The organism is Rhodoglobus sp. GW821-FHT12B09, assembly GCF_058809925.1.
In genome coordinates, this window is the sequence record NZ_JBXATB010000011.1 from 63843 (window position 1) to 77519 (window position 13677).

Genomic DNA, 13677 nt, shown 5'->3' on the forward strand with positions numbered 1-13677 from the left:
TCAACCCTTCACGGCGCCGGCAGCGAAGGCGTCGATGAGGCGGCGGCGGAGGATCGCGTATGCCACGAAGACCGGAATCACCGACAGCAGAACCCCGGCTGAGAGACGCGCCAGATCGACGTCCGCACCTTGGAAGGCTCCCTCGCTGCGCAAGAGCGGCAACGCAACTTGCACCGTCGCCGTGGCATTGGTTGTGATCACCTGCGCGAATATGTACTCGTTCCACGCCCCGAGGAAGCAGAGGATCGCCACCGTGGTCAAACCCGGGGTGACTATCGGCAAGAGGACGTTGCGCATGCGCTGGAAGCCGTTGGCCCCGTCGAGTTCCGCTGATTCCTCGATCTCCTTGGGTACCGCCGAGAAGAAGGGGATCAACAGTAGGACGGCCAGGGGAAGGTTCATCGCCGCGTAGAAGAGGATCAGGAACACCAGGGGGAACTGGATGAGTCCGGACTTCACCGCGAGCAGATACGTGGGCACGAGTACGGCGAACTGCGGGATGAGAAAAGCCAGAGCGAAGGACACTTGCGAGAAGCGCGCGAAGCGACCGGGGCGCCGAACGATTCCATGCGCTGCGGGAGCCGCCAGCGCGAGCGTCAGGAGGACGGCGGACAGCGCGACGACCAGGGAGTTGATGCCCGCCGGGATCAGGTTGACGGCGTCACTGGCCTCCACGAACTTGTCGAAAGAGAAGCTCGTCGGCCAACTCAGCGGCTGGAGGCTGATCTCCGAGTTGGTCTTGAACGCGCTGACGACGATGTAGTAAAGCGGCACGATGATGAGCGCCGAATACACCAGAACTGGAACGTAGGCGGCGCCGCGCATCACGCGAGCGCGTGGACCCTGAGATCTCATTGGTTAGTCCTTTGTGCGGAACAGCAGTCGGATGAGGCCCATACCCACGAGACCGACGAATAGACCAGCGACACCGATCGCTTGGCTGTAGCCGATGCGGCCCGAGATGAAGGCCTGATCGTAGAGGTAGAAGGACAGCGTCATGGTGGCCGATCCAGGCCCACCGTTTGTGAGTAGTAGGACGGTGCCAGCCGAGCCTAAGAAGAGCCACAGGAACTGGAGCATGGTCATGAGGCCGATGAAGTCTTTCGACATCGGGTACGCGATGGAGATGATCTCCCTCCATACCGATGCGCCGTCGAGACGGGCAGCCTCGTAGACCTCTTCGGGGATGCGTCCCAGTGCGGAGGCAAAGATCACGCCAGTCGCGCCAATGCCCGCCCAGGCCTCCGTCGCGATGACGGCGCCGAGGGCGGTTGCCGGATCTGCAAGCCACAGCCGTTCGAAGTCACCCAGACCGATTGATGAAAGCACCGTGTTGATCGCGCCGTTGGGCTGATAGAGGCCGGTGAACATCATCGCTCGAGCCGACGCGGAGACGATCCACGGCGTGAACAGGATGATCGAGAGAATTCCATGGCCACGCGGCCGGCGGCTGAGGAAGAAACCGAGGAGGAAGCCGAGCGGGATGATCAGGAGTAGGCCCACGACCACGTAGATGACCGTGTTGATGGTGGCAGTGCGCAGGATCTGGTCCTGGAACAGGTAGGCGAAGTTTGCCAAGCCCGCGAACTGCGGTTTAGAGATGAGACCGTTCCACTGGAACAGGCTCAGCACCAGCATGGCGACGAGGGGGCCGACCATGAAAATCGCGTACCACGCCAGCGCGGGTACCACTTCGAGATACTGCCCCACCGCATGGCGGCGTACCGGAGTACGCCGCCATGACGGGGCAGTTGTTACTGCGCTTGCCACGCCTGAACGAGCGTTTCAGTGAGCTGCTCGGCCGAGGTGCCCGTGACGAATGCCTCGGCACCAGCACGGAAGAACGCAGAGGTGACTGCGGGGCTGAGAGCGTTGTACGTCGGTGTGAGAACCGTGGTGTCGACCGGGAGTACCTCCTGCGATTGGATGTTCAGAGCAGGCAGGGCGGCAGCGTCGAGCTCGACGTAGCCGGGCTTCGCGGGCGAGACGTAGCCGATGTTCACGAAGCCAGCCAGGTTCTTGGGCTCGTACATGAACTGGATGAACTTCTGCACAGCGTCAATCTTCTCGGCACCATTGGGGCTGATCCACACACCCGTCGACTGGCCGGCAAATGAGATCGGCTTGTCGACTGGGCTTCCCTTCGACAGCGGGAATCCGCCGAGTTGCACGTCAAGGTCAGGGAAGGCCGTCGCTGCGTTGCCGTAGGCCCACGAACCATCGAAGAGCATCGCCGCCTGGCCAGCGCCGAACGCCGCGACCTGGTCGGGATACTTCAGCGCTGCGGAGTCGTCAGCGAAGACTCCCGCATCGCGAAGTTCGATGAATCCGCTGATGACCTTCTGGCCATCGGAGCCTTCCCAGTCGCCGTCAGCGAAGAGCTTGGAGAGCGCCTCATCGCCTACGACGGAGAGGCCGACCAGAGTGAGGATCGCCGGCGACGGGTAATCCGCTGCCGCGACGACGAAAGGCTGCACGCCGTTGGCGCGGAGCGCATCGGACAGCTTGACCAGCTCATCCCACGTCGTGGGGGGAGAGTCGAATCCGGCAGCCTTGAGGAGGTCCATGTTGTACCACATCGGCCAGTTGTAGCCCTCAAGCGGGAAGGCTTGAACCTGCCCGTCGCTGTTGGTCCATTCGCCTAGGGCGTTCTCGCTGAACACGTCGCCGAGGTCCCAGTCCTTGACGTAGTTGGTCACGTCCACAGTGGCACCGTTTTCGAGCCACGTAGTCGGCTCTCCTACCAGGTTCGTCATCACGATGTCTTGCTCGGTGTCGGCGATGACGGCCTTCCCATAAGTGTTGGGAAGCTCGGTCTGCGCCACGAACTCGTTCTTGACGGTGATGCCCGACTCTTTCTCGAATGCCTCTGACATCGAGTTGAGCCACTGTCCGGCGGGGCTGTCTGCCGAGTAGAGGCTGAGCGTGGTGATCGTCTTGGCGTCGCCCGAAGTGCTTGTCGAACATCCGGTCATCGTGACTGCCAAGGCCGTCACCCCGATAACAGTCGCAAGCTGGAAGCCAATGCTGTTGCGTTTCATTGTGTGGTGTTCCTTTCTCATCGTTGAGGAAATGCGGTGCAGGTGGTGCTTCGCCTGTAGCGATTAGGGCGCGGACGTCTCATTTTGCTTGAGGACGCGCGCGCCGAAAGCGGGCAGGTCGACCGACGTCGCGTGACTGCCACTGAGGCTGACGCGACGAGGTTGGTCCGTCGTATTGAGTACGACGAGGTATTCGTTGCCGTCCGCGGAAACGAGGCGATCGACCATGGTGGTCGGGTCGTCGGTCGTGACCTGAGGAGGGCAGCCAGCGACAAGTGCGAGCGCACTCATCAAGGCGACTAAAGGAGCGTGGTCGACGAACGGGGTGCGTGCGACGAAGAGCTCGAGTGGATAGGTGCACAGGACTAGCCGCCCCTGGCCGACCTCGCGAACGAGAATCGCGGGCCGCCCCTGTGCGTCTCGAGCGACCACGGTCGCACCGTCCTCACGAACCGGCAGCATCGACCGGGCGATCGCAGACCCGCCGACCGGGAAGCGCAAGGTGGAGCCCGAAGCAATATCACCGAAGTCGGCTTCGAAGGTGAGCTCGACAGTGTCCTCGTTGACTGGCTCCACGAGTCCGTAGCGGGATTCGATCGCGATTCCGAACATGGTGTTGGCATTCGGCCACCACCAGCCACGCTGGTTGAGCGTCTCGCCCGCCCCGTAGGAGATCCACACCGTCGAACCCTCCCGAGCTGCCGTCTCCAGCGCCCGGCACCCTGGGGAGGTGATCGCCTTCGCAGAGGGGACCAGCAGGAGCGGTGCGGCGGGGATCTCCGCGTTGTCACGCACGAAGGCCGGCGCCAGATCCGCGAGGCGCGATCCGATGTAGGAGGTAAGAAGTGAATCTCGGATGGCTGGGCTGTCGTCCTCGCTCCAGAAGGGCCGCAGCACGTTGAAGTAGTCACTGATCACAATGGCCGTGGAGCTGTCAGCTCGACTGCAGGAAGGGAGGTCGAGATCCTGCACGACCTCCGCGAACTCACCGAGCACCTCCAAGGCCTGTTTCGGGGTGCCATCGACAGTGGTGAGCCCGAAGGTCAGCTCGAAGGGACGGTGGTCGTAGGGTTCCATCGACTCGAGGTCGAAGTCCGTGTTGTTCCATCCGATCCAGCCGACGACGCCGGCAACGAGGCTGGAGTAGAGCACCTGACGGTAATAGTGGGCGGCGTTCTCGTCCGAGGCGAAGGAACTTGTAACGCCGAACTCTTCAAGAATGACTGGGCGGTCGAAGAGGGCACAGAGCTCAGAGTTGAATGCAGGAATGAGGTTCTGCCGAACCTGGTCGTCGTTCATGTGGTACGAATGCGGCCCGATCCAGTCAACGAGTGGTGCCGTCCAAGACAGGCGGAAGCCGTTGTCCGCTCCCATGACTTCAGCACCCCACGCTCCGTCGCCCAGGGACACCGGCTGGGTGCCTCCGCCTGCTGCCACAGCCGCCACCATGAGCTCCGCCCAAGTGCGAACAACTTCGGCATCAACGCTCTCTGCTGGACCCATGAGACCGCCGCCGCCACCGTACAGAGGCATTTCGTTGGAGATCAACCAGCCTGAGACCGCGGGGTGGTCGGCAAACCGCTTGACCATCTCTGTGATGAACCAGGCTTGACGGCCGACCATCCACACGTCGGAGTAGAGGTCTCTGCCTGCACGCCAGGACGGGTCCCAGTTCTGCCCCGACATGTGGCCGACGATGAATGTCGGGATGGTTGTCAGGCCGTGCTCGAGGTGCTGGTCGAGGAAGCGACGATACGCAGCGCACTTCTCTTCGTCGATTGTGTAGGGCTCGGGCTGGAAATCCGGCCAGAAGAAGAAGCTTCGCGTCACGTTCAGGGAATGACGGGCAAGGACGGCAAGTTCCTCGCCGACAACCACGTCATCGTAGGAGCGCCACATGAAGGGGCCTCCTACGCGCGACCAGAAATTCACGCCGACCCAGGTGGGGTTGAAGGGCGCCATGGGGCGGGAGATCGGCGTCGTTGCCATCGGAACCTCTCGGGATCGGGAGTTGGTCCCACGATAATAACCCAAATTGGCTCACGTGCAACATTTTCGCTAAATCTAATGTTCTACACTCGCCCTATGACTTCTGGGCAAGCGCGTGGACCGTATGCCAAGTCGGCCCTGCAACGGCAAAATATCCTCGCTGCGGCTAGGCGGGTCTTCGCACGTCTCGGTTATAACGGGTCGTCCATGCGTGGCATAGCCGAGGAGGCCGGGATCACATTCACGGGGCTCCGTCACTACTTCGGCACGAAAGACGAACTCCTGATTGCCGTGCTCGAGGAGCGCGACCGCGAGCACCAGATACGGCAAGCGGACATCCACGGCATCGACTTGCTCGACGGCCTCGCGGACCTGCTCGAATCTGTGCTTGCAGAACCTGGCATCACAGAGGTGTTCACCACCTTGTCTGGCGAAGCCGTCGGCCAAGATCATCCTGCGCACCAGTTCTTTACGGAGCGGTACCGTCGGGTGCGCAGTGACTTCGCCACTGAACTGAATAGCGCTCGAACCACGGGAACGCCCTTGCCCATTGCGGCCGAGAGCGCCGCGATGATCTTGGTCGCCGCGATGGACGGCCTGCAGCTGCAGTCTCTGCTCGACCATGAGATCGATGTGCGAGCTGCCTTCGATGACCTTTTGGGCTTGCTCCGCGGGCGCGACGCTAGCCCGTCACCGGTCGCAGTAGCGTCCGAGGGGTCGCACACCTAAGGCCGTCAACGTCATTTCCGGATCGCGCTCTCCAAAAACGGATTGCGACGACGGCGAACACAACGACCCAAGACCGGCTGCCGCTGGATCCGTGAAAGCGACAGCCGGTCGTCATGCCCGCACCCTCAATCACACAGCTGCCGCTTCGCCGGGGTGGCGGCCGAGGTCTGGGGCGTGGGAATTGTCCTTGAGCGGATGTTTCCATCACTCGACATTCGGGTCAATCCCCTGTCCTGGTCGATCGACGATGCCTCGATGCATCACAATCAATCGGCACCCTTGTGATAGCCCTCCGTGCCCACATTTTGCCCACAAACGCCCGAAATTCCGTGTTATTTCGTGTTGCCGAAATCGGTCAAGATCCTTGATTTTCCGGGGTTTCTGGGACCATACAAGTGCCAGTGTGATGCCGTCAATCAAACTTTTAACCCGCGGGTCGTGGGTTCGAGCCCCACCGTGCCCACCACGCAGGACCTCGGCGCTACCGCGCAACCGCAGGCCGCCTACATCGTCACCGCAGAATGCCCAACTCCCGGGCCTTCGCCACGGCCCCCGTTCTCGACGTGACATCCAGCTTCGAGAAGACGTGCACGAGGTGGGACTTCACAGTCGTCTCGGAGACGAAGAGTGCGTCCGCTATCTCCTTGTTCGAGTGGCCGCTGGCGACGCGCTCCAGCACGTCGATCTCGCGACGACTGAGCGCGACGTTCGGTGTGCGAAGTCGGTTGAGCAGCCGTCCCGCGATCGCGGGGGCGAGGGCGCTCTCACCGGCGGCCGCCGCCCTCACGGCTGCGATCAACTCGTGGGGCGGGGCATCCTTCAACAGGTAGCCGCTTGCTCCCGCCTCGATGGCGCCGATGATGTCGCCGTCCGTGTCGTAGTTAGTGAGCACGAGCACATAGGGCGGGGCATCGAGGGCCCGGATGCGGCGCGTGGCGTCCGCGCCTGACTCCGTCGAGCCGAACTGCAGGTCCATGAGCACGATGTCGGGGTTGTGCTGGCGCACGGCGCTGACGGCCTCATCCGGAGTCGCGGCGTCGGCGATCACGGTGATTCCGGGTTCCGGTTCGAACAGCGCGCGCAGCCCGGCGCGCACGACCGGGTGGTCATCGGCGATCACGACGCGGATCATCCCGGCTCCTCCACGCTCAGAACTATCGAGAGCCGGGTGCCGCTCCCCGGCACGGTCTGGATGGAGAGGGTGCCGCCCAGCTGGTCGACTCGCTCGCGGATCGCGGTGAGGCCGAACGAGTCGGAGACGCCGGCCTCGCGGTCGGCAAGCACACTGGCCGCATCGAAGCCCGATCCGTCATCCTCGATCACGAGCTCGACGGTCTGTGCATCCCGCGCGATGGTGATCGTGGCCGTGTGGGCCCGCGCGTGCTGGAGGACGTTGGCCATGGCGCCTTGAGCTATCCGGAGGAGCGCGGCCTGCACCTGCATGGGTACCTCGAGCGAGTCGGAGACCCGCACCTGCACGTCGAGGTGGTCGCTTCGCCACTGGGTGTCGGCGAGTCGGCGGAGCGCCGCGGCGAGGCCTCGGTCGGTCAGGGGCGCCGGTGACAGCTCGCGGATGAACCGCCGGGTGTCAGCGAGGTTGCCGGCGGCGGTCTCGCGAGCGAGACGGATGTGCTCGACCCCCGCCTGCGCGGGGTCAGCTCGCTCCGCCGCGTGGAGCAGCATCTGGATGCTCGACAACCCCTGCGCGACCGTGTCGTGGATCTCTCGGGCGAGCCGGGCGCGCTCCGCCAGCACGCCGGAGGCGTGCTCGGTGACGGCAAGCCTGTCGCGCGTGGCGATGAGCTCTGCCATGAGCAGCTCCCGCTCGGCAGCTTCGCGGGCGAGCGACTGATAACCGAGACCGATCAGGACGGCCACCCCGGCTCCGACGAGCGGGCCGACCACGCCTCCGATACTCCAGCCGCCGTGCAGGCCCAGAGCCACGATCGCGGCCGCCACGGACAGCACCACGGCGAGGGTTCCCCACGGCCGGGGCAGCAGATGGAGGTAGAGGAAGAAGAGGGGAAAGACCAGGTATGCCGCCTCCGGAATCAACCACACCAGGACCAGCCACTGCACGGAGAGCACGAGAAGCCAGATCAGCGCGCCCGCCCCCGGCAGCCTGGGACGGCCGGCCCCGGAGGCGGGGCGACTCGCGAGGTAGCCACCGAGGCCGTAGCTGAGGAGCAGGAGAACAGCGAGGGCGATCACGGCCGGGCTCGACGTCGTGGCGACGATGATCGCTCGGCCGATGACGAGGGCGACAAGTCCGACGAACAGGATGTGCAGGCCCGCACGAAGCCCCCGGAATACCGAGGTGAGCGGGGTGTGGGCCATGTTCCGGCCAGCCTATGTCGCCCGCGCGGATGGGGCATCCATCGAAAGTGCGAGCGTGCCTTCCTCCTTTCCTTGCCGCAAGAGCGTCCCTGCGGGCGATGACCGCAGGAGCCCGGCCCGGGAGGGTGGGAGATGCCGCCGGACGCATCCGGGGCAGGAAAGGACCATCATGTTCGTCGCCTGGCGCGACCTGCGCTTCGCGAAGGGCCGATTCGTTCTCATCGGATCGGTCGTCGCACTCATCACCCTTCTCGTGGGGTTCCTCAGCGGTCTGACGGGCGGACTCGCCGCCCAGAACATCTCCGCCGTGCTGTCGCTGCCCGCCGACCAGCTGGTCTTCGCCACCGGGTCGGACTCCGATGAAGCCAGCTTCTCCGACTCCCAGCTCACCAGCGCCCAGGCCGAGGCGTGGTCGAAGGCTCCCGGCGTCTCCAGCGCGAGCCCGATCGGGATCACGCAGACCAGGGCCGAGACGGGCAGCACCCGCGCCGCCGTCGCGCTCTTCGGAGTGGAGCCGGGATACGACGCCGGAGCCCCCTCGAAGAACGGGGTTCTGGGCCTGTCCGTCGCCGCGGCCGACAGCCTCTCGGCTGAGGCGGGCGACACCGTCACGATCGCCGGCACCGACTACCGCGTCGAGGTGGTCACGGGAGACTGGTGGTACAGCCACACCCCCGTCGTGCAGATGACCATCGACGACTGGCGCGCCTACTCGGCCGCCACCGGCTCCCCCGACGCCTTCGCGACCGTCCTCGCCGTGAAGGGCACGCCCGACTGGGCGGCAGCCAATGAGGCGGCGGACACGGTGTCCCACCCGCCCGTCATGGCACTCACGGCGATCGGCGCGTTCCGCTCCGAGATCGGATCGCTCCTGCTGATGGTCGCGATGCTGTTCGGAATCTCCGCCCTCGTGATCGGAGCGTTCTTCACCGTCTGGACCATGCAGCGCCGGGGCGACATCGCCATCCTCAAGGCCCTCGGCGCGTCGACCCCGTCGCTGATCCGGGACGCTCTGGGCCAGGCGCTCGTCGTACTGGTCGTGGGGGTGGGCATCGGAATCGGTCTGGTGGCGCTTCTCGGGATGCTCGCCGGCACAGCCCTGCCGTTCATCCTCAGCCCGCTGACCACCCTGCTGCCCGCCGCGATCATGATCGCCCTCGGATTGGCCGGGGCAGCCTTCGCCCTCCGTTCCGTCACCACCGCCGACCCCCTCACCGCCCTCGGGAGCAACCGATGATCAACCTCGACAACATCACCCTCACCTTCGCCGACGGCGACGGCCGCATCACGGCTGTCGACCACGTGACCATCGCGGCGCACCCCGGCACGGTCACGGGCATCACCGGCCCCAGCGGGTCGGGCAAGTCCAGCCTGCTCGCCGTGGCAGCCACCCTCATCCGCCCCGACTCCGGCCAGGTGCTGATCGACGGGACTGATGCGGCGCAGCTCAGCGCCCCCGAAGCGAGCGACCTGCGCCGCGAGAAGGTCGGCATCGTCTTCCAGCAGTCGAACCTGCTCCCCTCGCTCACCGCGCACGAGCAGCTCACCGTGATGAACGAGCTGGGCCTGCGAGGCTCGCGGTCGCGACGGGCGACGACGGATGCCCGTGCCCTGGAGCTGCTCGATGCAGTGGGTCTAGCCGACCACCGGGACAAGAGGCCCCACCAGCTCTCGGGCGGTCAGCGCCAGCGCGTCAACATCGCGCGCGCCCTCATGAACGATCCCAGCGTCCTGCTCGTCGACGAGCCCACCAGCGCCCTCGACCAGGAACGCGGGGCCAGCATCATCGAGCTCCTGCTCGGCCTCACCCGCGAGCTGAGCACCTCGACGCTCCTGGTCACGCACGACCTGGTGCACCTCCCCCGCATGCACGCCCTCGTCCACATGACCGACGGCCGCCTCACCGAGTCGAGCCTCGACGCGGCCTAGGTCACGACGCCGGTGAGGCTGCCTCTCGCTCGATGTGGCTGCGGGCATGCGCGACAGCGGCATCCAGATCGGTGAACAGGTGGTTCTGGTGGCGCAGTGAGGAGAGGACGCCCACGTGCCGCGCCAGCTCCAGGTGCGCAGGCTGAATCCCCTTGAGGAGCACGGTGATGCCGCGCCGCTCCAGGCCGGTGATGATCTCGCTGATCACACGCGCGCCGGTGGCATCCATCACCTGCAACTGGGAGAGCCGAAGTACCACCACCGACACCGAGGTCACGCCGGTGACCCGCTCCAGGATCCGGTCTGCCGCACCGAAGAAGAGGGCGCCGTCCAGGCGGAAGAGCGCGATGCGCTCGTCTCCGGGATGCACCGGCAGCGGCAGCTCCTCCCGGTGCACGCCCCCCGAGCGCGCCAGAGTGCGCAAGGCGAAGAACGCGGCCACGGCGATCCCGATGCCGACCGCGACGATCAGGTCGACGGACACGGTGACGACCGCGGTCAGGGCGAACACGATCGTGTCGGCCCGGGTGGAGCCGACGACCATGCGCACGGTGGAGAGGGAGACCATGCGCGCCGCGGTGACCATGAGGACTCCGGAGAGCGCCGCGAGCGGCACCTGCGAGATCACTCCGGTGGCGAAGTAGACCACGCCGAGCAGAACCAGTCCGTGGGTGATGGCTGCGACGCGCGTACGCCCGCCCGATCGCAGGTTGACGGCGGTGCGGGCGATCGCCCCGGTGGCGGGCATCCCGCCGAAGAGCCCCGAGGCCACCGACGCAAGGCCCTGGCCCACCAGCTCCCGATCGGCGTCGTACGGGCCGGTGTCGGAGATGGACGAGGCGACCCGGGCGGACAGCAGGGATTCGATCGCCGCCAGGGCCGCGACAGTCAGCGCGGGCCCGACCAGCTGCGCCAGCACGGCCGGGTCGAGATCGGGCAGCCGGGGGGCGGGAAGAGCGGAGGGCAGCGCTCCGATGCGCGCAAGGGGCAGCGCGAGGAGGGTGGCGACAACGGAGACCAGCACGATCGCGATGATGGAGCCCGGCAGCTGCTTGTGGATGCGCGGGGCGAGGATCATGATCGCCGCGACGACCGCGACGACGAGAAGCGGCCAGAGCACCGTCGACCAGTCCACCGCCGCGAACGACTGGACGGCCGCGACCACCGCGTTGCTGCTCGGCCCGGGATGGGAGCCCACGGCAGCCGGAACCTGCTGCAGGAAGATGATGATGGCGATGCCCAGAGTGAAGCCCTCGATCACCGGCCAGGGGATGTAGGACACCACTCGGCCGAGCTTCGCGGCGCCGGCGACGAGCACGACCAGGCCGGCCATCACGCTGACGATGGCTACCGCCCCGACGCCGTGCGCCGCGACGATCGGCCCGAGGACCACGACCATGGCACCCGTGGGCCCCGACACCTGGATGTTCGAGCCTCCGAAGACTGCCGCGACGATGCCTGCCACGATGGCGGTGACCAAGCCGGCCTCCGCCCCCGCGCCCGAGCTCACGCCGAACGCGAGCGCCAGCGGGAGCGCGACAATGCCCACGGTGATTCCGGCGAGGAGATCGCCCCGCCAGGTGCGCTTGACCGAGCTGTAGTCGGCCCAGCGGGGCAGCAGTGATCGCACGTAGCGGGAGGCTCTCATGACGTCACGGTGGAGGCCAACTGCTGCTGGGTGGTCTCGAGGATGTCGATCAGGAGGGAGCGCGAGACGGCCAGCAGGTCCGCCACCTGCGGATACGCCAGGCGGTAGAAGACCTGGCTGCCCCGCCGCTCCGCAATGACGAGGTTGTGCCGCCGCAGCACGGACAGGTGCTGGGAGAGGTGCGACGCCTCCGTCCCGGTGTCGGCGAGCAGATCGGCGACCGAGATCTCGGGATGCGCGGAGAGGACCTCGAGCACCCTCACGCGGATCGGGTGCGCCAGGCCCTTGAACAGATTGGCCTTGACTTCGTAGAGGGGTCGCTGGGAATCGGTGAACTGGGCCAGGGCGCCACCATTACGCGAATTCATAAATTCATCATATCGTTCAATGCGGGCGCCCAATCCTGAGAGCCTTCACATCTCCCATGCAGCAACCATGGGCTTAACTCGAAGCTTGCGGGTCGACAGTGAGTCCGCACGCACTCGAGAGTCGAGCCCGCGGAAGGGGAACCAGATGACCGTCCTCGCGGCGCCATCGGTTCCCAGCACCTCGGCTCGCGTCGTGAGCCGCCGGCCCGCCGTCATCCTCGGGGCAATTGCAAGCCTGGTGGGATTCCTCGGCTCCTGGATTCCGTCGTACTGGGGCGACGAGGCCGCCAGCGTGATGTCCGCGACCCGCTCGTTGCCGAGCCTGCTCTCCGAGCTGTCGACAGTGGACGGCGTTCACGGGGTGTACTACGCCTTCCTCCACGTCTGGACCTCTTTCTTCGGCACCTCCGAGCTGGCGACGCGCCTGCCCAGCGCGCTGGCGACCGGGGCGATGGTCGCAGGCACGGTCGTGCTGGCCCGCCACTTCGACGGCACCCGGCTGGCGGTGATCGCCGGTGTCGTCGCGATGGTCCTGCCGCGCACGACGTGGATGGCGACCGAAGCCAGGTCGTACGCGATGGGCGCCGCCGCGGCGGTCTGGCTGACCGTGGCGCTCGTCACGCTCCTCCGCCGGCGGCCGACGACCGGGTGGTGGGTCGCCTACGGTGTCGCCGCCGCCGCGAGCGTCTACCTCTTCCTCTACCTGGGGCTGCTCGTCGCGGTCCACGGGGCCTACGTGCTCCTCACGCAGCGCGACACGATGCGCAGGTGGCTCGCGGGCGCCGGAGTGGCAGCCCTGCTCGCCGCCCCGATCGTCCTGATCGGCTACCAGCAGCGGGAGCAGATCGACTTCCTCTCCCGCCGCAACTACACGACAGCCCCCAACATCCTCATCGGCCAGTGGTTCGGCTCGCTCCCGGTCGCGCTGCTCTGCTGGTCGTTGATCCTGGTGGCGATCGGGCTGATGCTCCGGCGCCGGCGCGACCGGCGGCTCGGCGTGCTCGCGCTGGTGTGGCTGGTGCTGCCGACGGCCGCCCTGCTGGTGGGCAGCGCGACCGTGATGCCCACCTACAACGTGCGGTACCTGACGCTCAGCACCCCGGCGGCCGCGATACTGGTCGCCCTCGGCATCAACGGGCTCGCACGCCTGCCCCGGACCAGCTGGCGGCGCATCGTCACGGCCTCGGCCATCACCGCCGCACTCGTCGCCCTGTGCATCCCGGTGTATCTCGGCCAGCGGACGCCCTGGGCCAAGGACGGCGGCAGCGACCTGCGCCAGATGGCGGAGTTCATCCAGTCGAACGCCCGGCCGGGCGACGCCGTCGTCTTCGACCAGGCCACGAAGCCCTCACGAGACCCGCGGTTGGCGCTGCGGCTCTACCCGAACAGCTTCGAGGGGCTTCGGGATGTCGCGCTCGTGACGCCGTTCGACGAGACCGACGGGCTCTGGGACAGGGTCAGGCCCCTGAACGAGTCGGGCGTCGAGCTGGCGGACTCCCGCGAGGTGTGGGCAGTCGAGCTCGCTAGCGGTTCCGAACCTCCCACTGACGTCTCCTACCTCCAGGCGCACGGCTACCGGCTGGACTCCACAACTCTTATCCACCGCACCACGATCTACCACCTCATCAGGGAGTGA

At 66.2% G+C, this 13677-nt stretch carries 12 protein-coding genes; 4 read left to right on the forward strand and 8 right to left on the reverse strand.

What is annotated here, in order from left to right; translation table 11 throughout:
* The 4 genes from AC1RTC_RS16220 to AC1RTC_RS16235 form a co-directional block, all read right to left on the reverse strand.
* The gene (locus AC1RTC_RS16220; RefSeq protein ID WP_493157487.1) at window positions 1–855 is read right to left on the reverse strand and encodes a carbohydrate ABC transporter permease; all 855 of its coding nucleotides are present in this window, start codon (window positions 853–855) and stop codon (window positions 1–3) included.
* A gap of 3 nt (window positions 856–858) precedes the next feature.
* Window positions 859–1659: a carbohydrate ABC transporter permease gene (locus AC1RTC_RS16225; RefSeq protein ID WP_493157488.1), complete on the reverse strand. Its 801-nt coding sequence runs from the start codon at window positions 1657–1659 to the stop codon at window positions 859–861.
* Between the two features lie 95 nt (window positions 1660–1754).
* On the reverse strand, window positions 1755–3041 hold the full coding sequence (locus AC1RTC_RS16230) for an ABC transporter substrate-binding protein (protein ID WP_493157490.1): 1287 nt from the start codon (window positions 3039–3041) through the stop codon (window positions 1755–1757).
* Between the two features lie 63 nt (window positions 3042–3104).
* Window positions 3105–5030, reverse strand: a complete 1926-nt coding sequence (locus AC1RTC_RS16235) for a glycoside hydrolase 5 family protein (RefSeq protein ID WP_493157492.1) — start codon at window positions 5028–5030, stop codon at window positions 3105–3107.
* A 96-nt stretch (window positions 5031–5126) separates the two neighbouring features.
* Between AC1RTC_RS16235 and AC1RTC_RS16240 the strand changes: the two genes are divergently transcribed.
* A complete protein-coding gene (locus tag AC1RTC_RS16240) occupies window positions 5127–5759 on the forward strand; it encodes a TetR/AcrR family transcriptional regulator (RefSeq protein ID WP_493157493.1) in 633 nt (210 codons plus the stop codon).
* A gap of 511 nt (window positions 5760–6270) precedes the next feature.
* Here the strand turns inward: AC1RTC_RS16240 and AC1RTC_RS16245 are convergent.
* Both AC1RTC_RS16245 and AC1RTC_RS16250 read right to left on the reverse strand, forming a co-directional pair.
* Window positions 6271–6891 carry a response regulator transcription factor gene (locus AC1RTC_RS16245; RefSeq protein ID WP_493157495.1) on the reverse strand — a complete coding sequence of 207 codons (621 nt, stop codon included), beginning with the start codon at window positions 6889–6891 and terminating at the stop codon, window positions 6271–6273.
* On the reverse strand, window positions 6888–8096 hold the full coding sequence (locus tag AC1RTC_RS16250; protein ID WP_493157497.1) for a sensor histidine kinase: 1209 nt from the start codon (window positions 8094–8096) through the stop codon (window positions 6888–6890). The genes AC1RTC_RS16245 and AC1RTC_RS16250 overlap by 4 nt, the downstream gene beginning before the upstream one ends.
* Before the next feature lie 169 nt (window positions 8097–8265).
* On the opposite strand from AC1RTC_RS16250, the gene AC1RTC_RS16255 reads away from it, so the two are divergent.
* Both AC1RTC_RS16255 and AC1RTC_RS16260 read left to right on the forward strand, forming a co-directional pair.
* Complete coding sequence (locus AC1RTC_RS16255; protein ID WP_493157499.1) at window positions 8266–9333, forward strand: FtsX-like permease family protein; 1068 nt, start codon at window positions 8266–8268, stop codon at window positions 9331–9333.
* On the forward strand, window positions 9330–10025 hold the full coding sequence (locus AC1RTC_RS16260) for an ABC transporter ATP-binding protein (RefSeq protein WP_493157501.1): 696 nt from the start codon (window positions 9330–9332) through the stop codon (window positions 10023–10025). The genes AC1RTC_RS16255 and AC1RTC_RS16260 overlap by 4 nt, the downstream gene beginning before the upstream one ends.
* Before the next feature lies 1 nt (window position 10026).
* Here the strand turns inward: AC1RTC_RS16260 and AC1RTC_RS16265 are convergent, their stop codons facing one another.
* Together AC1RTC_RS16265 and AC1RTC_RS16270 are read right to left on the reverse strand one after the other, a co-directional pair.
* Window positions 10027–11673, reverse strand: a complete 1647-nt coding sequence (locus AC1RTC_RS16265; protein WP_493157503.1) for a SulP family inorganic anion transporter — start codon at window positions 11671–11673, stop codon at window positions 10027–10029.
* On the reverse strand, window positions 11670–12041 hold the full coding sequence (locus AC1RTC_RS16270; RefSeq protein ID WP_493157505.1) for an ArsR/SmtB family transcription factor: 372 nt from the start codon (window positions 12039–12041) through the stop codon (window positions 11670–11672). The genes AC1RTC_RS16265 and AC1RTC_RS16270 overlap by 4 nt, the downstream gene beginning before the upstream one ends.
* A 145-nt stretch (window positions 12042–12186) precedes the next feature.
* On the opposite strand from AC1RTC_RS16270, the gene AC1RTC_RS16275 reads away from it, so the two are divergent.
* Window positions 12187–13677 carry a glycosyltransferase family 39 protein gene (locus AC1RTC_RS16275; RefSeq protein WP_493157507.1) on the forward strand — a complete coding sequence of 497 codons (1491 nt, stop codon included), beginning with the start codon at window positions 12187–12189 and terminating at the stop codon, window positions 13675–13677.